Annotated in this window: 25 protein-coding genes; 13 read left to right on the top strand and 12 right to left on the bottom strand. The window is 70.3% G+C overall.

The features are described 5' to 3' along the window. Positions 1 to 54: 54 nt before the first annotated feature. Positions 55 to 1,245, top strand: coding sequence for a lytic murein transglycosylase (locus MFF21_RS06205; protein WP_238310343.1), 1,191 nt, complete (start codon positions 55 to 57; stop codon positions 1,243 to 1,245). A 129-nt stretch (positions 1,246 to 1,374) separates the two neighbouring features. Here MFF21_RS06205 and MFF21_RS06200 read toward each other — a convergent pair whose 3' ends face one another. From MFF21_RS06200 to MFF21_RS23955, 3 genes are all read right to left on the bottom strand, one after another. Continuing rightward, positions 1,375 to 1,656, bottom strand: coding sequence for a PepSY domain-containing protein (locus MFF21_RS06200; protein ID WP_238310342.1), 282 nt, complete (start codon positions 1,654 to 1,656; stop codon positions 1,375 to 1,377). Between the two features lie 103 nt (positions 1,657 to 1,759). Beyond that, entirely contained in the window at positions 1,760 to 2,035 is a 276-nt protein-coding gene (locus MFF21_RS06195; protein WP_373324939.1) for a hypothetical protein, read from the bottom strand. A 106-nt stretch (positions 2,036 to 2,141) separates the two neighbouring features. Beyond that, positions 2,142 to 2,939: a cold-shock protein gene (locus tag MFF21_RS23955; RefSeq protein ID WP_283206509.1), complete on the bottom strand. Its 798-nt coding sequence runs from the start codon at positions 2,937 to 2,939 to the stop codon at positions 2,142 to 2,144. A gap of 363 nt (positions 2,940 to 3,302) precedes the next feature. Here MFF21_RS23955 and MFF21_RS06180 point away from each other — a divergent pair, with 363 nt between their 5' ends. Both MFF21_RS06180 and MFF21_RS06175 read left to right on the top strand, forming a co-directional pair. Then, positions 3,303 to 3,776: a response regulator gene (locus tag MFF21_RS06180; RefSeq protein WP_238310341.1), complete on the top strand. Its 474-nt coding sequence runs from the start codon at positions 3,303 to 3,305 to the stop codon at positions 3,774 to 3,776. 156 nt (positions 3,777 to 3,932) lie between these two features. Then, the gene (locus tag MFF21_RS06175) at positions 3,933 to 5,066 is read left to right on the top strand and encodes a Ppx/GppA phosphatase family protein (RefSeq protein ID WP_238310340.1); all 1,134 of its coding nucleotides are present in this window, start codon (positions 3,933 to 3,935) and stop codon (positions 5,064 to 5,066) included. 22 nt (positions 5,067 to 5,088) lie between these two features. Here MFF21_RS06175 and MFF21_RS06170 read toward each other — a convergent pair whose 3' ends face one another. Then, a complete protein-coding gene (locus MFF21_RS06170) occupies positions 5,089 to 5,544 on the bottom strand; it encodes an SgcJ/EcaC family oxidoreductase (RefSeq protein WP_238310339.1) in 456 nt (151 codons plus the stop codon). 187 nt (positions 5,545 to 5,731) lie between these two features. On the opposite strand from MFF21_RS06170, the gene MFF21_RS06165 reads away from it, so the two are divergent. Further along, positions 5,732 to 6,454 carry an RlmE family RNA methyltransferase gene (locus MFF21_RS06165; RefSeq protein WP_238310338.1) on the top strand — a complete coding sequence of 241 codons (723 nt, stop codon included), beginning with the start codon at positions 5,732 to 5,734 and terminating at the stop codon, positions 6,452 to 6,454. On the opposite strand, the gene MFF21_RS06160 is transcribed toward MFF21_RS06165, so the two are convergent. The 3 genes from MFF21_RS06160 to MFF21_RS06150 all read right to left on the bottom strand — a co-directional run bounded on the left by MFF21_RS06160 (position 6,443) and on the right by MFF21_RS06150 (position 9,100). Further along, positions 6,443 to 8,254, bottom strand: coding sequence for a DEAD/DEAH box helicase family protein (locus MFF21_RS06160; RefSeq protein WP_238310337.1), 1,812 nt, complete (start codon positions 8,252 to 8,254; stop codon positions 6,443 to 6,445). The two genes, MFF21_RS06165 and MFF21_RS06160, sit on opposite strands and share 12 nt — an antisense overlap. Positions 8,255 to 8,279: 25 nt before the next feature. Further along, positions 8,280 to 8,576 carry a hypothetical protein gene (locus MFF21_RS06155; protein ID WP_238310336.1) on the bottom strand — a complete coding sequence of 99 codons (297 nt, stop codon included), beginning with the start codon at positions 8,574 to 8,576 and terminating at the stop codon, positions 8,280 to 8,282. 110 nt (positions 8,577 to 8,686) lie between these two features. After that, positions 8,687 to 9,100 (bottom strand): CBS domain-containing protein, encoded by a 414-nt coding sequence (locus MFF21_RS06150; protein ID WP_238310335.1) that lies wholly within the window; start codon positions 9,098 to 9,100, stop codon positions 8,687 to 8,689. 416 nt (positions 9,101 to 9,516) lie between these two features. Between MFF21_RS06150 and oxlT the strand changes: the two genes are divergently transcribed. The 3 genes from oxlT (at position 9,517) to MFF21_RS06135 (ending at position 13,746) form a co-directional block, all read left to right on the top strand. Further along, positions 9,517 to 10,806, top strand: a complete 1,290-nt coding sequence (gene oxlT / locus MFF21_RS06145) for an oxalate/formate MFS antiporter (RefSeq protein WP_238310334.1) — start codon at positions 9,517 to 9,519, stop codon at positions 10,804 to 10,806. 374 nt (positions 10,807 to 11,180) lie between these two features. After that, positions 11,181 to 12,932 (top strand): oxalyl-CoA decarboxylase, encoded by a 1,752-nt coding sequence (gene oxc / locus MFF21_RS06140; protein ID WP_238310333.1) that lies wholly within the window; start codon positions 11,181 to 11,183, stop codon positions 12,930 to 12,932. A gap of 97 nt (positions 12,933 to 13,029) precedes the next feature. Next, positions 13,030 to 13,746 (top strand): alpha/beta hydrolase, encoded by a 717-nt coding sequence (locus MFF21_RS06135; protein WP_238310332.1) that lies wholly within the window; start codon positions 13,030 to 13,032, stop codon positions 13,744 to 13,746. A gap of 28 nt (positions 13,747 to 13,774) precedes the next feature. Here MFF21_RS06135 and MFF21_RS06130 read toward each other — a convergent pair whose 3' ends face one another. The 4 genes from MFF21_RS06130 to MFF21_RS06115 form a co-directional block, all read right to left on the bottom strand. Next, entirely contained in the window at positions 13,775 to 15,904 is a 2,130-nt protein-coding gene (locus MFF21_RS06130) for an O-linked N-acetylglucosamine transferase, SPINDLY family protein (protein WP_238310331.1), read from the bottom strand. A gap of 120 nt (positions 15,905 to 16,024) precedes the next feature. Next, positions 16,025 to 17,245: an HPP family protein gene (locus tag MFF21_RS06125; RefSeq protein WP_238310330.1), complete on the bottom strand. Its 1,221-nt coding sequence runs from the start codon at positions 17,243 to 17,245 to the stop codon at positions 16,025 to 16,027. Between the two features lie 244 nt (positions 17,246 to 17,489). Then, entirely contained in the window at positions 17,490 to 18,740 is a 1,251-nt protein-coding gene (gene frc, locus MFF21_RS06120; protein ID WP_238310329.1) for a formyl-CoA transferase, read from the bottom strand. 88 nt (positions 18,741 to 18,828) lie between these two features. Continuing rightward, positions 18,829 to 19,293, bottom strand: a complete 465-nt coding sequence (locus MFF21_RS06115; RefSeq protein WP_373324951.1) for a PAS domain S-box protein — start codon at positions 19,291 to 19,293, stop codon at positions 18,829 to 18,831. 331 nt (positions 19,294 to 19,624) lie between these two features. Here MFF21_RS06115 and MFF21_RS06110 point away from each other — a divergent pair, with 331 nt between their 5' ends. The 6 genes from MFF21_RS06110 (at position 19,625) to MFF21_RS06085 (ending at position 23,317) form a co-directional block, all read left to right on the top strand. Beyond that, positions 19,625 to 20,068, top strand: a complete 444-nt coding sequence (locus MFF21_RS06110) for an OsmC family protein (protein ID WP_238310327.1) — start codon at positions 19,625 to 19,627, stop codon at positions 20,066 to 20,068. Positions 20,069 to 20,105: 37 nt separating this feature from the next. Continuing rightward, complete coding sequence (locus tag MFF21_RS06105; RefSeq protein ID WP_238310326.1) at positions 20,106 to 20,480, top strand: YybH family protein; 375 nt, start codon at positions 20,106 to 20,108, stop codon at positions 20,478 to 20,480. A gap of 335 nt (positions 20,481 to 20,815) precedes the next feature. Then, entirely contained in the window at positions 20,816 to 21,796 is a 981-nt protein-coding gene (sppA, locus tag MFF21_RS06100; protein WP_238310325.1) for a signal peptide peptidase SppA, read from the top strand. 58 nt (positions 21,797 to 21,854) lie between these two features. Continuing rightward, positions 21,855 to 22,166: an integration host factor subunit beta gene (gene ihfB, locus MFF21_RS06095; RefSeq protein ID WP_238310324.1), complete on the top strand. Its 312-nt coding sequence runs from the start codon at positions 21,855 to 21,857 to the stop codon at positions 22,164 to 22,166. 142 nt (positions 22,167 to 22,308) lie between these two features. Further along, positions 22,309 to 22,671, top strand: a complete 363-nt coding sequence (locus tag MFF21_RS06090; RefSeq protein WP_238310323.1) for a lipopolysaccharide assembly protein LapA domain-containing protein — start codon at positions 22,309 to 22,311, stop codon at positions 22,669 to 22,671. 4 nt (positions 22,672 to 22,675) lie between these two features. After that, the gene (locus tag MFF21_RS06085; RefSeq protein WP_238310322.1) at positions 22,676 to 23,317 is read left to right on the top strand and encodes a phosphoribosylanthranilate isomerase; all 642 of its coding nucleotides are present in this window, start codon (positions 22,676 to 22,678) and stop codon (positions 23,315 to 23,317) included. Positions 23,318 to 23,593: 276 nt separating this feature from the next. Here the strand turns inward: MFF21_RS06085 and MFF21_RS06080 are convergent, their stop codons facing one another. Next, entirely contained in the window at positions 23,594 to 24,067 is a 474-nt protein-coding gene (locus MFF21_RS06080) for a DUF1178 family protein (protein WP_238310321.1), read from the bottom strand. Positions 24,068 to 24,079: the final 12 nt, after the last annotated feature.

Genomic DNA, 24,079 nt, shown 5'->3' with positions numbered 1-24,079 from the left:
CCTTGAGGGCGCCTTAAACTGAGGCCACAGCTTCAGCCGGAAGGAGCCCTGCCGATGACGCCGCGCGCGACGATCCTCGCCCTCCTCTGTTGCACGGGCCTCGTGCTCCCCGGAGCGGCCCGCGCCGACTTCGAGTCCTGCCTCGCCGGGATCCAGAGCCAGGCCGCGGCGCAGGGCGTCTCGGCCGAGGCCTTCCGGGCCGCGACCCGCGGCATCGGCTTCGACGACAAGGTCATCGAGCTCTCCCAGGCCCAGCCCGAGTTCAAGACGCCGATCTGGGACTACATGGCCGCCCTCGTCGACGACGAGCGGGTCGAGGACGGGCGCGCCGCCATGCGCCAGCACGCCCAGTCCCTGGCCGCGGCGGAGGCGCGCTACGGTGTCGACCGCTACACCATCGCCGCGGTCTGGGGCGTCGAGTCGAATTTCGGCAAGAACCTCGGCAAGATGCCGCTGGTGCAGTCGCTCGCGACGCTGGCCTGCTCGAACAACCGCCGGCGCGACTTCTTCCGCGGCGAGCTGCTCGCTACCCTGAAGATCATCGCCCATGGCGACATCGCCCCCGAGCGCCTGACCGGCTCCTGGGCGGGCGCCTTCGGCCAGACCCAGTTCATGCCGACGACCTATCAGCGTCTCGCCGTCGATCTCGACGGGGACGGGCGCCGCGACGTGGTCGATTCCGTGGCCGACGCCGTCGGCTCCACGGCGAATTTCCTGCGCGTGGCCAAGTGGTCGAACGCGCAGGGCTGGGGCTACGAGGTGCGGCTGCCCCGAGGCTTCAACGTCGCTGCGGCCGGGCGGAAGAACAAGAAGCCGGTGAGCCACTGGGCCTCGCTCGGCGTCACCAAAGTCGATGGCCGCCCGCTGACGGGGGAGGGGCCGGTCGGCATCCTGGCGCCCGCCGGCATCGACGGGCCGGCCTTCCTGGTCACGAAGAATTTCGACGCGATCTATTCCTACAACGCCGCCGAATCCTACGGCCTCGCCATCGCCGTGCTCTCGGACCGCCTGCGCGGCCGGCCCGGCGTCCAGGCCGAGTGGCCGACGGACGATCCGCCGCTCTCCCGCGCCGAGCGCCGCGACCTCCAGACCCGCCTCACCGCCCGCGGCTACGATGTCGGCGAGCCGGACGGCAAGGTCGGCCAGAAGACCCGCGATGCCATCAAGGAGATCGAGCGCCAGCTCGGCATGCCTCAGACCGGCCGCGCCGGCGGCAAGGTGCTGGAGGCGTTGCGGCGGGGGTGAGGGCGGGCTTCGATCGGAGGGTTCCACGTGGAACGCGTCGGATCGGCTTCGAAAGCGCACGACCCCCAGGTGTTCGGCGACCCTGTTCGACAAGAAGCCGGGGCGTGCATCGCCCCGGCTTCTTGCCGTTCAGTCCGCGCGGCGGTCCCGCTTGCGGGTTTTTTCGGCGACGGTGCCGTCATGGGGATCGACCATGACCTTGACGGCCTTCCCGTCCTTCAGGGCCTTGCCCTCCCAGACGCCATCATCGGCTTCGAGGCTGCGGATGTCGGTGTAGCCGGCCTCGGTGAGCTTTCGGAGGGCCTGGTCGATCGGCATCCAGTCCTTGCCCGGGACGTCCGCCAGGGCGGGGCCGGCGAGCGCGCCGAGGGTGAGGGCGGCGGCGAGCAGGGGCTTCGTCAACGATGTCATCGGCATGGGGTCGTCCTCCTCGTTCGGTGGCGCCGCCGTCATGGCAGCGCGCGGACCCGCGAGGCTGACGGTCGCCGTCAGCGTCCTGTCAGGAACGAACCCGTCAGCGCCCCGGAGCGGCGGCGCCGCGTCCGGGCGCGTTGCGCTGCATGAGGCGCGCGGCGCCCTCGGCGCTCGGCGGCAGGCCATTGCGGTCCTGCGGGGCCGCGCCGGCCGGACCAGGGAAGGAAGAGGCGGGGTTGCGGTCGCCGTCCCGGTCGAAGGCGTAGCCCGCATTCACGCCGGCATAGAAGCCGGTGAAATCCTCGGCCCGGGCAAGGCCCGGCAGCAGCAGCGCGGCGGCGGGCAGAAGGCTCAGGGCAGCGCGGGGAAAGGACACGGGGCGACTCCGGGGCGGCGCGGCAGGCGCCGGACTTCCGGGGATGTCGCAAAAGAAAGGCGGCGGCTTTGCGGCCGCCGCCTTCCCGAAATGCCGTCAGGGTCGATCAGTAATCGACGCTGATGCTCTGGGCTTCGCGGCCCTTCTGGCCCTCGACCACGCCGAGCGTGACCTGCTGGCCCTCGGCGAGCGAGTCGAGACCGGCCCGCGACAGGGCGGAGCGGTGCACGAACACGTCCTTGCCGCCGTCGTTGACGGAGACGAAGCCGAAGCCCTTGGCCGGATCGTACCACTTCACGGTGCCGGTCATCTCGACCGACGGGCCGCTGGCGAAGCGACCACCGCCGCCACCGCCGCCGCCGCCGCCGAAGCGGTCGCCACCGCCGAAGCGGTCACCGCCGCCGCCGAAGCGATCGCCGCCGCCGAAGCGGGGGCGCGGCGCGCGCGGGGGCGCGGCCTCGGCCGTCGAGGTGTCGACGCTGGTCACGGCGGTGACCTGCGGACCCTTCTGACCCTGCGCGGTCTGCACCGTGAGGCGCGTGCCGGGCATCAGGTCGTCGTGGCCGGCGGCCTCGACCGCGCGGATGTGGAGGAAGGCATCGCCCGAGCCGTCACCCAGCTCGACGAAGCCGAAGCCCTTCTCCTTGTTGAACCACTTCACCGTGGCATCGCGCTCGGGGCCGGTCGGAGCCGGCGCGGCAGACCGAGACGGTCCGCGGTCGAAACCGCCGCCGCCGCCACCGAACCGGTTGCCGCCACCGCCGCCACCGTAATTGCCGCCGCCGTATCCGCCGCCGCCATAGCCACCTTCGGGGGGAAGCTGGTCGGGCCAACGCGGCTCGGAACCACCTTCATCGAAGCCGCGCTTCTGCGACCCCCCGCGAAAATCACGCCCACGTCCCATAGAAAGCTCGCAAAAACCGTCCGCCCGCCAACGTCCCGAATATCGCGTGCGCGTTATGCGAGACAGCCCACGCTCCGCACACTCATCATCCCTGGAGCGGTCACCAAGAATAACGTGTCAGTCCTGACGCAATCCCGCCCGCACCGCAAGGACCTTTCGAGGGCAGGGGCGGCCGGCAACGGCTTTTTCGGGGGTGAAATGCGGAGATTCCGTGCTTTGTCCCCCTTTCCCGGCAAAGGGCCCCGGGCGCGGCCTGCCGGCACGGTGAAAGTTTCGCTTTGAGATTCAGGGAAATGCAATCCTCCGGGCCTAGCCTGCCCGTCGCATCCGGCCTTGAGGCCCGAGGGTCCCGCCACCGCCGACATGATCGCGACTCCGACCTTCCCCGATCTCTCCGCCCTCGTCGTGGACGAGAGCCTCTATATCCGCCGCATCGTGCGCGACATGCTGATGCGCGTCGGCATCAAGCGCGTCCTCGAGGCGCCGGACGGGGCCGAGGCCCTGGGCGTGCTGGCCGAGAGCAAGCCGGACCTGACGATTCTCGACTGGGACCTCGCGATCCTGTCCGGCGAGGAGTTCATCCGCCTCGCCCGCACGCCGGCCACCTCGCCCTCGCCGACCGTGCCGATCATCCTGATGCTGGCCCAGCCGCGCCGAAACGTGGTGGACCGGGCCATCGCCCTCGGCGTCAACGAGATCATCGCCAAGCCGTTCTCGCCCAAGACGCTGTGGTCGCGCCTCGACGAGGTGATCAGCCGGCCGCGGCCCTTCTCGCAGGTCAAGAGCCTGCTGCGCCCGATTCCCCGCGCCAACAGCGCCAGCAAGACCCTGATGTGACCGCCGCGGCCGGTGCCGCCGCGGCGGGCGCCGGTGATGAAAGTGCGACTTCGTCACAACGGGCCTTTGCAGAACTTCCGCACTGATTGTAGCGTGATGGATCAGGATGGTCCGGCGCGTCGCCGCACCACGATCCGCGAGGACCCGGCGCGTCCGATGAGGGATGACAGTGCCGCCGTGACGGTCCGCCCCGCACCCAGCGTGTCGCTGCAGCGGGAAGGCACGATGCCGCCTGTCGGGGGACGGCCGGTCGCGTCTTCGGGCGCCTATGCCGCGCCCTATCCGCCGATGCGGCCGGGCCGGCGCAACGCCTATGCCGCCCTCGATCTCGGCACCAACAATTGCCGTCTGCTCATCGCCGAGCCCGCCTCCCACGGCTTCCGGGTGATCGACGCCTTCTCCCGCATCGTCCGCCTGGGCGAGGGGCTGGGGAATTCCGACCGCCTGAGCGAGGCCGCGGTGGCGCGCACGGTGGAAGCCCTGAAGATCTGCCGGGCCAAGATGGAGTCCCGCGGCGTGGTGCGCTCCAAGGTGATCGCCACCGAGGCCTGCCGGCTCGCCGTCAACGGCGCCGATTTCGTCGAGCGCGTCCGGGCCGAGGTCGGCCTCGATCTCGAGATCGTGGACCGCCAGACCGAGGCCTATCTCGCCGTCACCGGCTGCGCCGCGCTCGCCGATCCGCGGGCGGAATCGGTCGTGATCTTCGACATCGGCGGTGGCTCCACCGAGATCGCCTGGCTCGACGGGGCGGCGACCAACCCCTCCACCGATCCCACCCTACGCATCCGCGCCTGGGATTCCCTGCCCGTGGGCGTCGTCACCCTGGCCGAGCGGCATGGCGGCTCCGAGGTCACGCGGCTGACCTTCGAGGGCATGGTGGAGGAGGTGGGCGACCTGCTCTCCCCCTTCGCGATCCGCGCCGCCGCCGCGGCCACCGCGCCGTTCTTCCACCTGCTCGGCACCTCCGGCACGGTGACGACGCTCGCCGCCATGCATCTGCGCCTCGTCCGCTACGAGCGGCGCCGGGTCGACGGCCTCTGGATGAGCGACGCCGAGGTCTCGGACGCGATCGACGACCTGCTCGGCACCCGCCTGGACCAGCGCGCCGACAATCCCTGCATCGGCCGCGACCGGGCCGATCTCGTCCTCGCCGGCTGCGCGATCCTGGAGGCGATCCGCCGGGTCTTCCCGGCCGACCGCCTCCGCATCGCCGACCGGGGCCTGCGCGAGGGCCTGCTCATGAACATGATGCGCGAGGACGGGGTCTGGCGCCGGCGGGGCTATCGCTGACCCGTTCCCGCGCCGCTGCCGCTCAGACGGATTCGGCGGTGCGCGAGGAATGGTGCCCCGTGATGAGCCAGCGGCCGCCGATCTCCTCGAAGGTGAACAGGAAGCGGGCCGGCACCTCTTCCTCCGCGCCATCGCGCCGGATCGTGAAGGTATAGAGCCCGCCGATCACCACCGTTCCGAGCTTCCGGCTGACCCGCTTCTTCTGCACGGTGATGCCGCAGCTGATGCCGTCGTTCGACAGGAACGACTCGAAGTAGCGGCGCCGGTCCTCCTCCCGCCCGCGGATGTCGTCCGACAGGGTCGGGACGAGGATCGCGTCCGGGGCGTAGAGCGACAGCACCGCCGCGACATCGCGCGTGGCGATGGTCTCCGCCCATTGCAGAAGCACCTTGCCGGCCTCGGTCAGGCAGGAGGCGGCACTGCGATTCCCCGCTGTCTCCGCGTCGGCGGGAATCGCGGCGCTCGGGTCGATCGTCATGGCACTCCTCTCACGGTTGGGTCGCGCAGCCAGCCGGGACCATCCCTCGGTCGGGGGCAATACACAACGTTATAACGTTGCATTTTGTGAATTCATCCCGCCGGGCTTTGGCGGAGCGGGTTCACGGACTGCATCTTCCCGTGCCCGCTGCGGCGCGATAGGACGATCCCGTGAAGGGTTTGGTATCATGAGCGACCGGCGCGGCGGGCAGGGCGGCCTGCGAGGCGATCTCAAGCAGCGGGTGAAGACGGCGCGGGGGCGCACCGTCTCCCAGAAGCGCTGGCTGGAGCGGCAGCTCAACGACCCCTATGTCGCCCGGGCCAAGCGCGAGGGCTACCGCTCCCGCGCGGCCTTCAAGCTCCTGGAGATCGACGAGCGTTTCCACCTGCTCAAGCCGGGCCAGCGGGTGGTGGATCTCGGGGCCGCGCCCGGCGGCTGGTCGCAGGTCGCCGCCAAGGTGGTCGGCTCGCAGGGGCGGGTGGTCGGCATCGATCTCCTGGAGATCGACCCGATGACCGGCGTCGAATTCATCACCCTCGACTTCCTGGACCCCTCCGCGCCCGAGCGCCTGACCACGCTGCTCGGCGGCCCGGCCGATCTCGTCCTGTCCGACATGGCCGCCAACACCACGGGCCACAAGAAGACCGACCACCTGCGCATCATCGGCCTCGCCGAGACGGCGGCGGCCTTCGCCCGGGAGATCCTGGCGCCGGGGGGCAGCTACCTCGCCAAGGTGTTCCAGGGCGGCACCGAGGGCACGCTCCTCGCCGACCTGAAGCGCGACTTCGCCAGCGTGCGCCACGTGAAGCCGGCGGCGAGCCGGGCGGATTCGAGCGAGCTCTACGTGCTGGCCATGGGCTATCGCGGCGCGACGGCGGGGGCGCCCGAGGACGCGGTGTCAGACGCGTAGGCTCCAGGCTCCCAGAGTCGCGGGATCGGGCCGGGGCAGCGCCTCGCGAATCGGGGCGGCCCGTTCCGCCGCCGCCGGGAGCCCGGCTGCCGCGAGGGCGGCGCAGGTGGCCGGATCGGTGCAGACCCGCGCCAGGGTCTCGCGGTCGATGCCGGCGAGGCGGCCCCGCTCGTAGCGGGCGAAGACCTGACCCGTGGCGGCCTCGGCGAAGCAGACGCGCGGCAGCCGGCGCAGGCAATCCCTCAGGAAGCCGGCATTCCGCTCCGGCGCCGAATCGACGTTCCCGTAGACGTCGCCCGGGCAGCGGGCGTGGATGTCGATCTTGCGGAAGCGCTCGATGTCGATCAGCCCCGCCGCGTCGAGGATCACCATCGCGTTGTTGGTGCCGAAGGCGATGGTGCGCGGCCGGGTCCCCTTCGGCACGCCGTTGTCGAGGAACTCGAAGAACACCGCCTTGTCGCGCCGCAGGGCCCAGTTGAAGAACAGGCGCGGCATGCCGGTATAGGCTTCGACATTGTGCGCGAGCAGGTCTTCGACGGCCTTGTAGCGGCCGAATTCCTGGCCGCGCTTCCAGGCGCGCTCCACCGTCGCCTCCGGCGGCGTCACCATAAATTGCAGATAGACCTGCTGGCCGAACCGGCTGAGCAGCTGGCCGCCGCCCTCCGCGGCCGGATCGGCGGAGAAGCTGTCGAAGCGGAAACGGTCGATCAGCAGATGCGAGATCCGGCCCTCCGCGGCCTTGCGCGCCACGTGCCGGTCGAGCTTGGCATCGACGATCTCGACCTCGTGGCCAGTCAGCGGCCCGGCATAGAGCCGCGCCGCGCCCAGGCTCATGTAGTCGAGCAGGTATTTCCGCCAGACGTCGGGGGTGATCACCGCGAAGTCGCACCAGCTCTGGCCGCCGCGCTCGACGAGGTCGCGCTGATAGGGGCGGATCGTGCTCTTGCCCGAGGCGGAGGCGCCCTTCACCGTCATCACCACGGGATGCTTCTGGGCCGCGAGCCGCCGGTAGCCGGCGCGGGATGCGGCCGCATCGAAGGCGGGCTCCAGCGCGAGGCCGATCCGCCGGCTGCCATGGTCGTTCGAGACCAGGATCCCGGCGATCCGGCAGAGGAGCGCCCGGTCGTGGATCAGGCAGCCGTGGCGGGCGAGCACGCTCGACAGGACGCGGTGGAGCGCGTCGCGGGCGGCCTCCTCCAGGCTCCCCGGAGCCGCCTCCGCGCGCCGGGCTTCGAGGCGGCGCAGGAGATCCCCCGGCTCCCGCCGGGCCGGCGGCGGGGACGGCTCGACCGGAGGCCGCCGCTTCCCGAGCCGGCGGTACCAGGGCAGCGCCTCGGGCTCCGGCGCCTCGGCGGCTTCCGGCTCGGCCGGCGCGTCGAGGAGCTCGGCGAGCTCGCGTTCGAGGAGGGCTGCCGCCTCGTCCCGGATCGCGGCGAGGAGCTTGAGGAGGGCGGGCATCTGCGCCGCGATGCCCTCGCTCAGGATCGTCGCGACCATGCGCCGGAAGTTCAGGCCGAGATCCGCATAGACCTCGCCCACCGGAACCGAGAGATCGGCCATCACCCGGATCAGCACCTCGTGCACGACGAGGCGCTCGGGACGAAACAGGGCGAGCTGCGTCGCCGGCAGCCCGCAGGCATCGCTGAGCTCGAAGGTCTCGCTCAGGGTGGTCTCGACGTTTTCCGGCCGGAACACCGTCGCCAGCGGCAGGAAGGCGCGGGGGATCCCGGGGACCAGCCCGGGATTCCAGGCATCGGGCACGGCCGCCTTCGGGGCGGCGAGGGCGGGGCCGCTGCTCATGCCGTCTGCCGCCCCTCGTCTCGCCTCAGGCCGCCGAGGCGTTCTCGATCGGCTCCAGACGGAACTGGTAGGTGTCGGGCCAGAGCACGGCCGCCTTCTCGGTCCAGGCCGCATCGAAGAAGAGCCGCGCGCAGAACGAGCTCTTCCAGATGCAGACCATCACGATGCGGTTGTCGAGAACCTTCACGTGACGGCTCTCAAGGCCGCGGGTGATACCGAGGCGGGGCAGCATGTCGAAGCTCGACATGGCGTATTCGTTCTCGCCCGGGAAGATCACCGGGCATTCGACGACGGTCAGATATTTCACTTCGACGGCGCTCATGGTGCAACTACGCTCGTTCAGGCCACGTGAGGGCGGGAGCCTTCCCGCCGGTTCTGAGATGAAGAGAGCGAAAGGGCGCTTCGGGTTCCGCGCCGCTCTCGCCGGAAACGTCACCGCCCCGCCCCGTGGGAGGCCGCGCATACGTCGCGGGCGCAGTCCCAGAGGCTCAGCACCGAGTCGAGGCGCAGGCCGTCGACCAGGGCGATGTGGTCGACCTGGCGCTCGCAGAACATCCGCACCCGGTCCTCGTCGGAGGAGCGGATATCGAGCGATGCATAATCGTGCCGGGTGATGCGCCAGACGCAGCCGTTGTAGATGTCGGGGCCCTCGGCCGCGACGGCGCGGAAGATGTCGCGCTCGGTCAGGAGACCGAGGATCGCGGCGTCGTCGCCGCTGCCTTCGACCACCACGACGGCGCTGCTGCCGCTGCGCGTGAGGAGCTGGGCCGCCTCCTCCACGGAGCGATCGGCCTGGATCCGCGGCACCGCCCGCATCTCGCCCGTGGCGCCTCGCATCGTCTCCATGGCGTTCCTCCGTTCTGCCTCCGTCGAGGGAAGCTTTCTTGTTGTCCACGGTGGTATACAAAATACCTATTGTCAATTCTGCATTATGAATTATGGTGCCGGTGTCGGGCAAGTGGTTTGCACGATTCGTCCATCGGCCAATTGCGGGTGGAGAGGAGGTTCCGTGCCGGCGCAGGGCACATGGCGACGGATGTTCGCCCGTCTTCCTCATCGGACCGGTTGTTGAACCGGCTTCCGACAACTTGACGACCCTTTTCCGGATATTACCCATCGGACAGGCGTCATGCGCCGGCCGATTATTTCAGCCATGTGAATTCTTTGAAGGATAATTCCAGAAAAGCGCGGGCGGTTTCGCTCAACAAAAATCACAAAACAAAAAATCAAACAGTCGATCCAAATCCTCAGGAGAAACGCTCATGACAAGCTCTGTCACAGCAGGAAGCCCAGCGCCGACGAACCGCTGGCTGCAATTGGTATTCGGCGTGATCTGCATGTGCATGATCGCCAACATGCAATACGGCTGGACCTTCTTCGTGAACCCGATGCAGGAGCGTCACGGCTGGGACCGTGCCGCCATCCAGATCGCCTTCACGATGTTCGTCGTCACCGAGACCTGGCTCGTGCCGATCGAGGGCTGGTTCGTCGACAAGTACGGCCCGCGCATCGTCACCCTGATCGGCGGCGCCCTCTGCGGCATCGCCTGGGTGATGAACTCCTATGCCGACTCGCTCTTCCTGCTCTACGTCGCCGCCGCGATCGGCGGGACGGGCGCGGGCGCGGTCTACGGCACCTGCGTCGGCAACTCGCTGAAGTGGTTCCCGGATCGCCGTGGCCTCGCCGCCGGCATCACGGCCATGGGCTTCGGCGCGGGCTCGGCGCTCACCGTCGTGCCGATCCAGGCGATGATCAAGAACTACGGCTACGAGTCGGCCTTCTTCTACTTCGGCATCGGCCAGGGCCTCATCGTGATGCTGCTCGCCCTGTTCCTCGTCGCCCCGAAGAAGGGCCAGGTTCCGGACGTCGCCAAGGTCAGCCAGAGCAAGCGCGACTACACCCCCGGCGAGATGGTGCGCACCCCGATCTTCTGGGTGATGTACGCGATGTTCGTGATGATGGCCGCCGGCGGCCTGATGGCGACCGCGCAGCTCGGCCCGATCGCGAAGGACTTCCACATCGCCGACACCCCGGTGAGCCTGCTCGGCATCACCCTGCCGGCGCTGACCTTCGCGGCGACGATCGACCGGGTTCTCAACGGCGTCACGCGGCCCTTCTTCGGCTGGGTCTCCGACCATATCGGCCGCGAGAACACGATGTTCCTCTCCTTCGCCATCGAGGGCGTGGGCATCTATCTGCTGAGCCAGTTCGGCCAGGATCCCTTCGCCTTCGTGATCCTGACCGGCCTCGTGTTCTTCGCCTGGGGCGAGATCTACTCCCTCTTCCCGGCGACCTGCGGCGACACCTTCGGCTCGAAGTACGCCGCCACGAATGCGGGCCTGCTCTACACCGCCAAGGGCACCGCGGCGCTCATCGTCCCCTATACCAGCGTGCTGACGGTCATGACCGGCAGCTGGCACGCCGTGTTCCTGGCGGCGGCGGCGCTCAACATCATCGCCGCGTTCATGGCGATCTTCGTCCTCAAGCCGATGCGGGCCGCCTACACCAAGCCGCCCGTGGCCCTGAGCCCGACCCCCGTCACGGCGCATTGAGCGCCGTCCCGAGGCCCCTCTGACGGGCCATCCTCGACGCGCCGCGGGCCCGACCCGCGGCGCGTCAACGTCCTTGCGGAGGCGTCCGGGAGGACGAATCGTGGGCGAGGCGCACGCGTGAACGTGAAGGCGTCTTTCGAGCTTCGCCGTCGTCTCGCGCGTTGACCCTCTCTCTGGTATTTGGTATACCAGACATGCAAATCGATCGGCCGACGCGCCGGTCGCCGCCGGGCATCCCGCCTCAACGAACGCCGAGGGCGCCGCGGGAACCGAGACGAACGGGACCCGAGGCCGAACGCCACCGGGCCGGGCTCCGACGAAGACCCGAACTCGCGAAGGCCATTCGCGAACGATATCCTGGGAGGACAGCAGACATGACCGCCATCGCCCAAAACATCGATGCGATCACGGCCGGGGCCGTGCCGCACCAGGAGACCGAGCTCACCGACGGCTTCCACCTCGTCATCGACGCGCTGAAGCTCAACGGCATCGAGACGATCTACAACGTGCCCGGCATCCCGATCACCGATCTCGGCCGTCTGGCCCAGGCCGAGGGTCTGCGGGTCATCTCCTTCCGCCACGAGCAGAACGCGGGCAACGCGGCGGCGATCGCCGGCTTCCTCACCAAGAAGCCGGGCATCTGCCTCACCGTCTCGGCGCCGGGCTTCCTCAACGGCCTCACCGCGCTCGCCAACGCCACCACCAACTGCTTCCCGATGATCCTGATCTCCGGCTCCTCGGAGCGTGAGATCGTCGACCTGCAGCAGGGCGACTACGAGGAGATGGACCAGCTCGCCATCGCCAAGCCGCTCTGCAAGGCTGCCTTCCGCGTGCTGCACGCCGAGGATATCGGGATCGGCGTCGCCCGCGCGATCCGCGCCGCGGTGTCCGGCCGGCCCGGCGGCGTCTACCTGGATCTGCCCGCCAAGCTGTTCTCGCAGGTCATCGACGGCCATCTCGGCGCGAAGTCCCTGGTCAAGGTGATCGACCCGGCCCCGGCCCAGATCCCGGCCCCGGCCTCCGTCGCCCGCGCCCTCGATCTGCTGAAGTCGGCCAAGCGTCCGCTCATCGTGCTCGGCAAGGGCGCGGCCTATGCCCAGGCCGACGAGGCCGTTCGCGCCCTCGTCGAGGAGAGCGGCATCCCCTACGTGCCGATGAGCATGGCCAAGGGCCTGCTGCCCGACACCCACCCGCTCTCGGCCGGCGCCGCCCGCTCGACCGCGCTCAAGGATTCCGACGTGGTGGTGCTGGTCGGCGCCCGCCTCAACTGGCTGCTCTCGCACGGCAAGGGCAAGACCTGGGGCGAGCCGGGCTCCAAGCGCTTCATCCAGATCGACATCGAGCCCCGTGAGATGGACTCGAACGTCGAGATCGCCGCCCCGCTCGTCGGCGATATCGGCTCCTGCGTCGAGGCGCTGCTCGACGGCCTGCGCAAGGACTGGAAGGCCCCGCCCGCGGACTGGATCGAGACGATCCGCTCCAAGAAGGAGGCCAACATCGCCAAGATGGCGCCGAAGCTGATGAAGAACACGTCGCCGATGTGCTTCCACTCGGCCCTCGGCGCGCTGCGCACCGTCATCAAGGAGCGGCCGGACGCGATCCTCGTCAACGAGGGCGCCAACACCCTCGACCTCGCCCGCGGCATCATCGACATGTACCAGCCGCGCAAGCGCCTGGATGTCGGCACCTGGGGCGTGATGGGCATCGGCATGGGCTTCGCCGTCGCCGCCGCCGTCGAGACCGGCAAGCCGGTGCTGGCGGTCGAGGGCGACTCGGCCTTCGGCTTCTCCGGCATGGAGGTGGAGACGATCTGCCGCTACGACCTGCCGGTCTGCATCGTGATCTTCAACAACAACGGCATCTATCGCGGCACCGACATCGACCCGACCGGGCGCGACCCGGGCACCACGGTGTTCGTGAAGGATTCCCGCTACGACAAGATGATGGAGGCCTTCGGCGGCGTCGGCGTGAACGTCACCACGCCGGACGAGCTGAAGCGCGCCGTCGACGCGGCGATGGATTCCGGCAAGCCGACCCTCATCAACGCGGTGATCGATCCGGCTGCGGGCAGCGAGAGCGGCAATATCGGCAGCCTCAACCCGCAGAGCACCCTGAAGAAGAAGTGATCGGGCGGCTGCGTCCCCCGCACTGAAACGCCGAGGGACCGCGATGCGCCAGCCGCATCGCGGTCCTTTCGTTGTTCCCCTTCGCGACGAGGCTCTCATGACCGCGACTCAGGCCGCGCCGCCGGCCGCCTCTCCGATCGATCCCCATCTCGCCGGGCGCCTGGATTTCCGGCACCGGCTGCCTTCGCAGCCGCCCCTGCCCCCCGGGCGCCACGACCTCGGCCTGTTCCCCGAGCGCGACGCCGTGCTGGTCGTCCCCGCCGGCATCGATCCGCGCCGGCCCACGCCCCTGGTGACGCTGTTCCATGGCGGCGGCGGCAGCGCGCAGAAGATCCTGCCGATGCTGGAGCGGCACGCCGAGGCGCGCGGCTTCCTGCTGCTCGCCCCGCAATCGCTGTTCCCGACCTGGGACCTCGTGATCGCCGGCAACGGGCCGGACCGGGAGCGTCTCGACACGGCGCTCGCCGCGGTCGCCGACCGCTTCCTGCTCGATCCCGCCCGCTTCGCCTTCGCCGGGCATTCGGACGGGGGCAGCTACACCCTCTCTCTCGGGCTCGCCAATGGCGACCGGGTCTCGCACATGATCGTCTCGTCGGCGGGCTTCCTCACCGTCCAGGTGCAGGCGGGCGCCCCGCGCATCTTCCTCTCGCACGGCACCCGCGACGAGCAGATCCCGATCGACCGCAGCGGCCGGCGCCATGCCCGCCTGCTGGAGGCGGCGGGCTACGACCTGACATATGTCGAGTATGACGGCCCGCACGCCTACGATCCGGCGGTGGTGGAACGGGCGGTCGCGTTCCTGTTCGACGCGTAGGCCCGATCCCCGCGCGGCGCGCCGTCCCTCAGGCGGTGGCCGCGGCGGCCTCTCCGGCCTGGGCCGCGCACCAGCGGCGCCACATCCCCGCGAAGGCCGCTTCGACCTCCCGCGCATGACGGACATGGTCCATGTGCGGGCTCGCGCGCAGCCTGTCGCGCAGGCCGCGGCGGAGGTCGAGCAGACGGGCGGGATCGCCGGCCAGGCCGGCGGCGATGGCGACGTAGTCCGCGGTCGTCTCGGCGACGAGCGCGTGCAGGCCGGCCCCGGCGAGCACCGCCGCGCCCATCCGCGAGAGGGTCTGGCCGCCTCTGAGGGCGACATAGGGCACGCCCATATGGAGCGTGTCGTAGCTCGTGGTGCCGCCGTTGAAGGGGAAGGGGTCGAGCGCGATGTCGACCTGCCCATGCAGGGCGTATTTCTCCGTGCCCGAGCGGGGCACGCAGGCGACCCGCTGCGGATCGATCCCGGCTTCCGTCAGCCGGCGCCCGATCTCCGTCTGCGTGTCCGGATCCTCCGGGTCCGTGACGATGAGGAGCAGCCGCGAATCCGGGACCGCGCGGAGCAGGTCCGACCAGACCGCCAGCGTCTCCGGGCTCACCTTCTCGAAGCGGTTCAGGCAGCCGAAGGTGATGAACCCGTTCGCCTGGAAGGGGGCCTGTTCGGCGGGCTCCGGGGCGGTCCGGTCCGGCCAGTAGCAATAGGACACGCCCGGCAGCCGCCAGAGCGTCTCCGCATAGAGCGGATCCTCGCTGCCCTCCGGGTCGTAGAGGGGGTCGGTCAGCCGGTAGTCGATCGCGGCGAGCCCCGTCGTGAGGGGAAGCCCGATCCAGGTCACCTGCACCGGCGCCGGCTTGCGCGCGAACAGGAGCAGGCGGTGATCCGCGCTGTGGCTGGCGAGGTCGACCAGGATGTCGATGCCGTCCGCCTGGATGAGGCTCGCGGCGAGATCGTCGTCGAGGGTGGCGATCTCGCGCCAGCCCTCGAAGAGCGGCTTCAGGCGCCCGGTGGTCGCGTCCGCCTCCCCGGTGAAGTAGGCGAAGGCCTCGATCCGCCCGCGGTCGTGGTGCTGCAGGAAGGGTTCGATGAAGCGCGACACGGGGTGCTCGCGCAGGTCGCCCGAAACGAAGCCGACCTTCAGGGGGCGGTCCGGCGTGGGATCGTTGGCGAAGTGCCGCGCGGCCTCCGAAAGCCCGGCGTAGCGGAGGCCGAATTCGGCGGCGATCTGCAGGGCGCGGGCCGGGCTGGTGAAGAGCGCGGCCTGGACCAGGTTGCTGTAGCTGATGGCATCGCCGGGATCGCGCGCCACCGCCTCTTCGAGCAGAGCGAGGGCTTCGGCCGGGCGGCCGAGCTGCTGCAGGAGGACGCCGTGGTTGTTCCGGGCGTAGGGCGCGTCGGGCTGGAGCCCGAGGAGCGCCGTATTCGCCCGCAGGGCCGCTTGCAGGTGCCCCCTCTGGCGGTTGAGATCGGCCAGCCGGGCATAGGCATCGGCCTGGGACGGGTCGAGCTCGACGACACGCTCGAAGGCGCGCAGGGCGGCCCCCTTCCGGCCGCAGTCGAGGAGCGCCTCCCCGAGGTCCCTCTGGTAGGTGGCGTTGTCCGTCTCGAGCGTCGCCGCGAGCTCGAACAGGGTGCAGGCCTGGTCCGGCCGCTCCGTCCGGGACGCGATCACGCCGGCCAGATGGATGGCGGCCGCGTTCTTGTCGTCGAGGGCGATGACGAGATCGACCCGCGTCTCCGCCTCGGCCGGTCGGCCCTGTTGCACCAGGGTTGCGGCGTGGTCGAGCAGCGTCCGGGCGAGGGGCGCGATCTGTTGTCGGATGGTGGCGGCGTCGAAGCCCCAGCTCCGGAACTTGTCGAGGATTGCCCGCGCTTCGGTCAGCCGGTCGGAGGCGAGCAGCGCCGTCGCGAGCGCCGTCCAATGCACCGCCTGCTGCGGCTGGAGGCGGAGCGCCTCCACGAAGAGGGGCACGGCCTGCGTGGGGTCGCCGCGCCGCATCGCCGCCAGGCCGAGGCCGTAACGGGCGGCGGCGTTCGCCGGCTCCTGCGCGAGAATGCGCGCATAGTCCTGTTCCGCCTCCGACACGCGATCGGCGGCGAGGTGCTCGGTGGCCGATCTGAGAAGCCTGCCGAGGGAGGGCGCCTTCCCGGACGCCATCCTGCTGAGCTTCGAACCGCGCGCCATGGCATCCCTGCTGGTGTCGCGGGATTGTCGGCGCGCATGGTTAACGCTTCGTAAGCGGCCCTCTTGCGCGCCGGCCCGGTCCGGGCAGGCCGGCTACCCCGCCCCGGCGGCGAGATCGAGGAGGCCGCCCTCCGCCCCCCTTGCGCGGTTCGGCGCGGCCTCGGCCAGGGGGGAGGTGCCGCGGGTGGCCGCCTCGGCGACCAGCGTGGCGATCAGGTCGGTCTGGGAGACCACCCCGAGGAGGCGGCCCTCCGGCCCGACCACGGGCAGGTGATGGTGCGGCCCCTGCGCCATCCGCACGGCGACCTCGGCGAGGGCCATCTCCGGCTTCAGGGACTCGACCGAGGTGGTCATCACGTCGGCCGCGCAGCCATGGGGGGCGCGGCCCCGCCCGACGGTGAGCCGGAGGCGGCGGGCCAGCCCGAGCCGGGGCCCCTTCCGGTGCCACTCCGCCTTGTCCATGAGGTCGGTCTGGGTGAGCACGCCGAGCACCCGCGCGCTCTCGTCCGTCACCGGCAGCATCTTGATGTGGTGGCGGCGCAGGAGCTGGAGCGCCTCCCGCAGGGGCGTGTCGGGGGCGATGGCGACGACGTCCCGCGTCAGCAGGGAGGCGCAGGTCGCCGGCCCGGAGCGGCGCAGCAGGGCCCTGAGCTGGGCGCGCTGCAGGATCGCCTCGAGGTCGCCGCGGTCGATGTCGAGGACCTGGTCGAAATCCTTCAGCGCCGCGTCGATGTCGCTCGCGGCGAGGCCCGCGCGGCCGGGGGGCTGGGGCGCGGCCGGCGCGATGCTCGCCCCGTGCGGATAGGTCCGGCCGGTGAGGGTGTTGAACAGGACCGCCGAGGCGAGCAGCAGCAGCGTGTTCACGCCCAGGGGCCAGAACACGAAGCCGTAGCCGAGATCGTGGATCGCCGGGCCGCCGAGCACGGCGGTGAGCGCCACCGCGCCGCTCGGCGGATGCAGGCAGCGCAGCGCGAGCATCAGGCCGATCGCGCCCCCGCCGGCGATCGCGGCGGCGGCCAGCGGGTCGGGGACATGGGCGGCGACCGTCACGCCGACCAGGGCGGCGATGAGGTTTCCGCCGAGGATCGACCAGGGCTGGGCCAGCGGGCTTGCCGGAACGGCGAAGAGCAGCACGGCCGAGGCGCCCATCGGCGCGACCATGACGGGGAATTCGGCGCCGGAACCGAGGGCGGCGCGGGAGACGAGCCCCGTGACGAGCAGGCCGAGCAGGGCGCCGCAGGCGGCGCGGACGCGCTCGCGCAGGCTGACCGGGGCCTGCTGGGGCAGGAGGCGGCTCAGGCGCGATGACGGCACCGGCGAACTCCCTCGGGGCTGGATGAGGCGGCGGAGCGGCCGCGCTTCCCGTCGTTCGGTCCCTACGGCTCGAGGCCCCAAAAAGAAACCGGGCCGAACGAATCGGCCCGGAGTGACACGCGAGACCGCGTCGGCGGCGTACCGCCGAAACGACCTCCCGGGGGAGAGCGGAGGAAAGGAACGGAATGGACTGGTCCGGGATGGGGCGAAGGCCGCCCCATCCCCGTCTCGTGAGGTCCGGTCGTCAGACCGCGCGGGCCTCGTGCATCGCGGCGATCTGCTCGGGGGTGTAGCCGAGGTCCTTGAGCACCTCGTCGGTGTGCTCGCCGAGCAGCGGCGAAGCCTTGATGTCGACCTGCATGTCCGAGAACTTGATCGGGCTGCCGACGGTCAGGTACGAGCCGAGCTTCGGATGGGGCACCTCGACGATGGTGCCGCTGGCGCGCAGCGACGGATCGGCGGCGATCTCCTTCATGGAGAGGACCGGCGAGCAGGGGATGTCGAACTTGCGCAGGATGTCGACCGCCTCGAACTTGGTCTTGTCGGCCAGCCAGTCCTCGATGAAGGCGAAGATCTCGAAGATCTTGTCCTGGCGGGCACGGGCGGTGTTGTAGGCCGGGTCGTCGATCCACTCGGGCTTGTTCAGCGCCTTGCAGATCGGGGCCCAGGCATGGCCCTGGATCGTGAAGTAGATGTAGGCGTTCGGGTCGGTCTGCCAGCCCTTGCACTTGAGCACCCAGCCCGGCTGGCCGCCGCCGCCCGCGTTGCCGCCGCGCGGCACCACGTCCGAGAAGGTCCCGTGCGGGTACTGCGGGTACTCCTCGAGATAGCCGACGGCGTCGAGGCGCTGCTGGTCGCGCAGCTTCACGCGGCAGAGGTTGATCACCGAGTCCTGCATCGAGACGGCGACCTTCTGGCCCTTGCCCGACTTGTTCTTGGCGTGCAGGGCCGTGAGGATGCCGATGGCCAGATGCATGCCGGTGTTCGAGTCGCCGAGGGCCGCGGCCGACACGGTGGGCGGGCCGTCCCAGAAGCCGGTGGTGGAAGCGGCGCCGCCGGCGCACTGGGCCACGTTCTCGTAGACCTTCAGGTCCTCGTAGTGGTGGCCGTCCGAGAAGCCCTTCACCGAAGCCAGGATCATGCCCGGGTTGAGCTCCTGGATGCGGGCCCAGGTGAAGCCCATGCGGTCGAGGGCGCCGGGGCCGAAATTCTCGACCATCACGTCCGAATCGCGGATCAGCTTCTCGAGGACTTCCTTGCCCTGGGGGGTCTTGGTGTCCAGCGTCAGCGAACGCTTGTTCGAGTTCAGCATCGTGAAGTAGAGGGCGTCCGCATCCTCGATGTGGCGCAGCTGGTTGCGGGTGACGTCGCCGGCGCCGGGGCGCTCGACCTTGATGACGTCCGCGCCGAACCAGGCGAGGAGCTGCGTGCAGGCGGGGCCGGCCTGGACGTGCGTGAAGTCGATGATCTTGATGCCGTCGAGAGGCTTGCTCATCTTGGCTTTCTCCCTAAGTGAACTGTGGTTTCGGATCGTTTGTTAATGTGATTGTGTTATTTTTGAAATAAATTAACAATATTCGCCGTTACGCAATGGCGAGCTTCGAACGTTCGGCTTCGAGGTCGGCGACCCGGCGGCGAAGCCGGCGTTCCTCCTCCCAGCGCTCGGTCTCGTCGCGGATGATCGCGGCGATGCCGGTGACCGTGCCGTCGGGCGCCTTCAGCAGCGCGACGGTGAAGGCGATCGAGAGCGACCGCCCGTCCTTGTGGAGCGCCGGGACCTTCAGGAGCTGCGTGCCGTAGCGGGTCACGCCGGTCTGCATGGTCTTGGCGTAGCCGTGCCAATGCCGCTGGCGGTGACGCTCCGGCGTGATCAGGTCGAGGTTCCGGCCGAGCGCCTCGTCCTGCGAGAACCCGAAGATCCGCTCGGCGGCCGGATTCCAGAGGGTGATCAATCCCTCCGCATCCGAGACCACCACCGCATCCCCGGCCGCGGCCACGAGCTGGGCGAGATCGGGTTGGTTCGCGTCGATTGTCTGGGACATGGGGATACCCACGCTGTTCAATCGGTTTCAGGCAGAGACCTGCCTGCGGCTGCTCCGTTCTGAAGGGAACTCAAGATGAGGCGCAGTTCTCCTGCGCGATTCTTGGCACGGATACTGGCCGTGACCTGACGGCAAGATCGTCGAGGATGCCGCGATCGTTCATGGCGTTCGGCGCCTCCCTGATATCGACTGTCGGCGACTTGCATCGCGACGTCGTGTTGGCATCTGGTATACCAGATACGAAATTCAGGTCAAGATCGGTCTGGATCGATCGGCGCGGTCGGCGGTTCGCTGAAGGAGCGGGCCCGCGGGCGCGCTCGGGGAGGAACGGAAAGCGATGGGTGCCGAGGCCAGAATCAGGATCCGCCAGATCGAGCGCTTCGCCTTCCGCGTGGAGTTCGGCGACGGCTTCCCCGAACTCCTCACCGACGAGCCGGTGCCGATCGGCGGCGGGGAAGGGCCCTCGCCGGAGCAATTGCTGATCGCCGGGGTGAGCAACTGCCTCTGCGCCAGCCTCGCCTTCGCGCTCGGCCGCTACGGGCAGGACGGCAAGGGCGTGGAAGCGGAGGCGATCGGCCATGTCGGCCGCAACGACGAGGGGCGGCTCCGGCTCCAGGGCATCGAGGTGGCCATCGCCCTCGGGGCGCCCGCCGCCAGCATGGACCGCATCGCCGACGTGCTCGCCCGCTTCGAGCGCTTCTGCACGGTCTCGGAGAGCGTGAAGGCCGGGATCCCGGTCTCGGTCAGTGTGCGCGACGGCGAGGGCACGCGTCTGCGATAGGCCGCGCGCGAACGACAACCGAAAGGGAGGACACCCGATGAGCCACAATGAGACGCAGCGCGCCGTCGCCCGGGCGCCGGAGGATCTGGCCCGCCTCTTCAACGAGCGCGCTAATGCCGGCGACGTGGACGGGCTGGTCGCTCTCTACGAGCCGGAGGCTGTGCTGGCCGCGGGCGAGGTGGTGGCCACGGGCCACGCGGAGATCCACCGATTCTATGCCGATCTCCTGGCGCGGAAATCCGACTTTCCCGCCCCGGAGACCCTGGCGCCGCTCCGCAACGGCGCCGTCGCCCTCACCTTCGCGCGCCTGCCCAAGGGCGCCCTCTCCGTGGAGCTGGCCCGGCGCCAGGAGGACGGGGCCTGGCTCTGGGCCATCGACCAGCTCAAGGTCCGGGGCGGCGAGCCCGCCTGAGCCGGCCCGAGTCGCAGCGCACGAAAATTCTGTTTTGGCTGTCGTGACTTCGTGGAGGCGCGAAGGCCCGCCCGGTACGCCCGCGCGGGCCTTCGAGGCCTTGCCCGGCCGTGGGAGCTGGGGCTAGAACTCCCCGGGTTCAGCTGGCGGTGTTCCCTTCCGCGGGCCGGGTTCAGCCCGCCGCCGCGACGGCTGGTCCTGTCCGAAAGGTGCGATGCGCGCAACCTGAGGATGTGAAATGATCGGTGTCGCTTCGTTGACCGGGCGCGCCGCGATCGGTTGGGTCGAACGAGAGCCGGCCGGCGAAGGCCGGACCGCAGGGAGTGGATCGTCGGATGGCCGCGGATGCCGAATTCCTGATCGACCGGCGCCGTCTGCGCCGTAAGCTGTCCCTCTGGCGCGTGCTCGGCATCGGCGGCCTCATCGTCGCGGTGGCGGCGGTCGGTCTGCGGGTGCGCAGCGGCACGCAGCCCATCGGCTTCGGCGCCGTCGAGAATCAGATCGCCCGGATCTCGATCGGCGGCTTCATCGCCGGCAGCGAGGACACCACCAAGCTGATCAAGCGCGTCGGCGAGGCCAGCGCGGTCAAGGGCGTCGTGGTCTCGATCTCCTCTCCCGGGGGCACCACCACGGGCTCGGAGGAGCTCTACCGCAACCTGCGGGCGCTGGCGGCCAAGAAGCCGATCGTCGCCTTCGTGGACGGCACCGCGGCCTCGGGCGCCTACATCACGGCGATCGCCGCCGACCACATCGTCGCCCGCGAGACCGCCCTGGTCGGCTCCATCGGCGTGCTGTTCCAGTATCCGGACGTGTCGGCGCTCCTCGACAAGGTCGGCGTCAAGGTCGAGGCCGTGAAGTCCTCGCCCCTCAAGGCCGAGCCCTCGGGCTTCACGCCGACTTCCCCCGAAGCCCGGGCGGCGCTGGCCGCCGTGGTCTCCGATACCTATGCCTGGTTCAAGGGGCTCGTGGCCGAGCGCCGGGGCCTGAACGAGAAGGAACTCGCCACGGTCGCCGATGGCCGCGTCTTCAGCGGCCGGCAGAGCATCCCCCTGAAGCTCGTCGACGAGCTCGGCGGCGAGCGCCAGGCCATCGCCTGGCTCGAGCGGGAGAAGGGCGTCGCCCAGGATCTGCCCGTGAAGGACTGGAAGCCGAAATCGGAAGGCGGCTTCAAGCTGTGGTCGGCGGCCGGCGTTGCGGGCCTGCTCGGCTTCGACGGACTCGCCGACCATCTGAGGGCGTGGAGCGAGGAGAGCCGCGGCCTGAGCGCCGGCGGCATGCTCGCCCTCTGGCGGCCCGCCGCGGGCGAGGCCCGCTGATCCCTCGCCGCCCGGCCCTGCGCGCCCGCCCCGACCATCGCCTTCGGAAGACCTGCCTATGATCAAGTCGGAACTCGTGCTCCGGATCGCCGAGCAGAACCCGCATCTCTATCAGCGGGACGTCGAGACCCTGGTGAACGCGATCCTCGACACGATCGCCGATGCGCTGGCCCGGGGCGACCGGGTCGAGCTGCGCGGCTTTGGTGCCTTCTCGGTGAAGCGCCGGGATGCCCGGCGCGGGCGCAACCCCCGCACCGGCGAGGCGGTCGCCGTCTCCGAGAAGGCGATCCCCGTGTTCAAGACCGGCAAGGAGATGCGCCTGCGCCTCAACAAGGCCGGCATCGGCGCGGCCGAGGCGGTGGATGGCTGAAGGCATGCCGGCAAGGCCGCCCCTGCCCTCGCGCGCAAGCGCTTGAGACTCGGCCGTTCCGCATCATGTTTCGCGACGAGGCGATGCGTTCGTCCGGGCGGGGTCCCTGGACGCGAGGGGCGCGAGCCTTCGGAGATTTGAGATGATTCGTTTCCTGAAAAGCCTGATTCTGCTGCCCATCGCCATCGTCGTGGTGCTGCTCGCGGTGGCCAACCGGCAGATCGTCACGATCTCGGCCGATCCGTTCTCGCCGGAGCCGGTCTTCGCCCTGGCGGTGCCGCTCTATGCCGTGCTCTTCGCCGCGGTCGCCCTCGGCATCCTGGTCGGCGGCATCGGGAGCTGGTTCGGCCAGGGCACGACCCGCCGGCGCGCCCGGTACCATCGCCGCGAGGCCGACCGGCTGGAGCGCGAGGCCGCGCATCTGCGCAACGTCGCGGCGGTGAACGGCCAGACCGGCGAGAACCTGCGGGTTCCCAACCGCGTGGCGCTGCCCGCCCCGCGCTGATCCCGTGTCCGTCCTCGTCAAGATCTGTGGTCTGAGCACCGAGGCGACGCTCGATGCCGCCCTCGCGGCGGGGGCGGATCTCGTCGGCCTCGTCCATTTCCCGAAGAGCCCGCGCCATGTCGACCTGGACCGGGCCCGGGCGCTCGCCGAGCGGGCCCGGGGGCGGGCCGAGCGGGTCGTCCTTCTGGTCGATCCCGACGACGCCCTGCTCGCCGCCGTCGTGGAGCGGGTCGCGCCGGACGTGATCCAGCTCCATGGCCACGAGACGCCGGCGCGCGTCGCCGCGATCCGGGCGCGCTTCGGCCGGCCGGTGATGAAGGCCCTCGGCATCGCCACGGCGGCGGATCTCGCCGGGCTTCCCGCCTATGCGGCGGTGGCGGACCGCCTGCTCCTCGACGCCAAGCCGCCCGCCGACGCGGATCGGCCCGGGGGCAACGGCCTCGCCTTCGACTGGTCTCTGATCGAGCGGGCCGAACTGGCACCGGGCACCATGCTCTCGGGCGGCCTCACGCCGGAGAGCGTCGCCGAGGCGCTCGCCCGCACCCGCCTGCGGGCCGTGGACGTCTCCTCCGGCGTGGAGACGAGCCCGGGCATCAAATGCCCCGACCGTATCGCCGCCTTCATCCGCGCCGCCCGCGGGGGGTGATGCGGGGTTTTGGGGGCTGCGGAGTGTCTCCCCATGTTGGGAGGGCGCCTCGGTCAGGGGCGTATCCCCTCGCCCCGTAGCGGTCTTTCCTCTCAGGTGGCCGCGAAGCGGACGGAGAGGGCAGCACGGTCATTCCCGGCCTCGCATGACGCCCCCTCCACCGCGCTTCGCGCGGTCCCCCTCGCCCCGGGGGCGAGGAGAGGGGCTCCATCGGCACGCGCGGCTCTGTAAAGCCGAGAGCCGTTCGCGGGGACGAGGCGACCCCTCGAACCCCGATCAGTTCCGGTCGTCGGGGGCCGGCGGCAGGGGGATCACCTCGATGCCTTCCTCGATCAGCGCCTTGGCCTCCTGGGGCGTCGCCTCGCCGTAGATCGCGCGCACGGGCGCCTCGCCGTAATGCATGGCCCGCGCCTCGTCGGGGAAGCGGCCGCCGACATCGTCCGCGTCGCGGGTCACCTGCTCGCGGAAGGCCCGCAGCATCGCCCGCATCTGCCGCTCAGGCTCGGCGATCATGGGCACGGCCGGGCTCTCCGCGGGCGGAGCCGGAACGGCCGGGGTGGCGGGGTGCCGGGAGCGCTCGCGATCGGTGCGGGCCACGGCGGGCGCCATCAGCGCCTTGCCGACCTTGGCCGAGGCGCAGACCGGGCAGGTGACGAGTCCGCGCGCGGATTGCTCGTCGTAGGAGGCGCTCGACGGGAACCAGCTCTCGAAATCATGGCCCGCATCGCAGGCGAGCGTGTAACGGATCATCGGACAGCAGGT

It is taken from the genome of Methylobacterium organophilum (assembly GCF_022179465.1).
Lineage (GTDB): Bacteria > Pseudomonadota > Alphaproteobacteria > Rhizobiales > Beijerinckiaceae > Methylobacterium > Methylobacterium organophilum.
This window is presented reverse-complemented; position numbering and strand designations above follow the sequence as displayed.

What these genes read in the sequence shown, in the direction of transcription:
- MFF21_RS06205 (WP_238310343.1), top strand. Translation starts at nt 55, where the DNA reads ATGACGCCGCGCGCGACGATCCTCGCCCTCCTCTGTTGCACGGGCCTC.
- MFF21_RS06200 (WP_238310342.1), bottom strand. Translation starts at nt 1,656, where the DNA reads ATGACATCGTTGACGAAGCCCCTGCTCGCCGCCGCCCTCACCCTCGGC.
- MFF21_RS23955 (WP_283206509.1), bottom strand. Translation starts at nt 2,939, where the DNA reads ATGGGACGTGGGCGTGATTTTCGCGGGGGGTCGCAGAAGCGCGGCTTC.
- MFF21_RS06180 (WP_238310341.1), top strand. Translation starts at nt 3,303, where the DNA reads ATGATCGCGACTCCGACCTTCCCCGATCTCTCCGCCCTCGTCGTGGAC.
- MFF21_RS06175 (WP_238310340.1), top strand. Translation starts at nt 3,933, where the DNA reads ATGAGGGATGACAGTGCCGCCGTGACGGTCCGCCCCGCACCCAGCGTG.
- MFF21_RS06170 (WP_238310339.1), bottom strand. Translation starts at nt 5,544, where the DNA reads ATGACGATCGACCCGAGCGCCGCGATTCCCGCCGACGCGGAGACAGCG.
- MFF21_RS06165 (WP_238310338.1), top strand. Translation starts at nt 5,732, where the DNA reads ATGAGCGACCGGCGCGGCGGGCAGGGCGGCCTGCGAGGCGATCTCAAG.
- MFF21_RS06160 (WP_238310337.1), bottom strand. Translation starts at nt 8,254, where the DNA reads ATGAGCAGCGGCCCCGCCCTCGCCGCCCCGAAGGCGGCCGTGCCCGAT.
- MFF21_RS06155 (WP_238310336.1), bottom strand. Translation starts at nt 8,576, where the DNA reads ATGAGCGCCGTCGAAGTGAAATATCTGACCGTCGTCGAATGCCCGGTG.
- MFF21_RS06150 (WP_238310335.1), bottom strand. Translation starts at nt 9,100, where the DNA reads ATGGAGACGATGCGAGGCGCCACGGGCGAGATGCGGGCGGTGCCGCGG.
- oxlT (WP_238310334.1), top strand. Translation starts at nt 9,517, where the DNA reads ATGACAAGCTCTGTCACAGCAGGAAGCCCAGCGCCGACGAACCGCTGG.
- oxc (WP_238310333.1), top strand. Translation starts at nt 11,181, where the DNA reads ATGACCGCCATCGCCCAAAACATCGATGCGATCACGGCCGGGGCCGTG.
- MFF21_RS06135 (WP_238310332.1), top strand. Translation starts at nt 13,030, where the DNA reads ATGACCGCGACTCAGGCCGCGCCGCCGGCCGCCTCTCCGATCGATCCC.
- MFF21_RS06130 (WP_238310331.1), bottom strand. Translation starts at nt 15,904, where the DNA reads ATGGCGTCCGGGAAGGCGCCCTCCCTCGGCAGGCTTCTCAGATCGGCC.
- frc (WP_238310329.1), bottom strand. Translation starts at nt 18,740, where the DNA reads ATGAGCAAGCCTCTCGACGGCATCAAGATCATCGACTTCACGCACGTC.
- MFF21_RS06110 (WP_238310327.1), top strand. Translation starts at nt 19,625, where the DNA reads ATGGGTGCCGAGGCCAGAATCAGGATCCGCCAGATCGAGCGCTTCGCC.
- MFF21_RS06105 (WP_238310326.1), top strand. Translation starts at nt 20,106, where the DNA reads ATGAGCCACAATGAGACGCAGCGCGCCGTCGCCCGGGCGCCGGAGGAT.
- sppA (WP_238310325.1), top strand. Translation starts at nt 20,816, where the DNA reads ATGGCCGCGGATGCCGAATTCCTGATCGACCGGCGCCGTCTGCGCCGT.
- ihfB (WP_238310324.1), top strand. Translation starts at nt 21,855, where the DNA reads ATGATCAAGTCGGAACTCGTGCTCCGGATCGCCGAGCAGAACCCGCAT.
- MFF21_RS06090 (WP_238310323.1), top strand. Translation starts at nt 22,309, where the DNA reads ATGATTCGTTTCCTGAAAAGCCTGATTCTGCTGCCCATCGCCATCGTC.
- MFF21_RS06080 (WP_238310321.1), bottom strand. Translation starts at nt 24,067, where the DNA reads ATGATCCGTTACACGCTCGCCTGCGATGCGGGCCATGATTTCGAGAGC.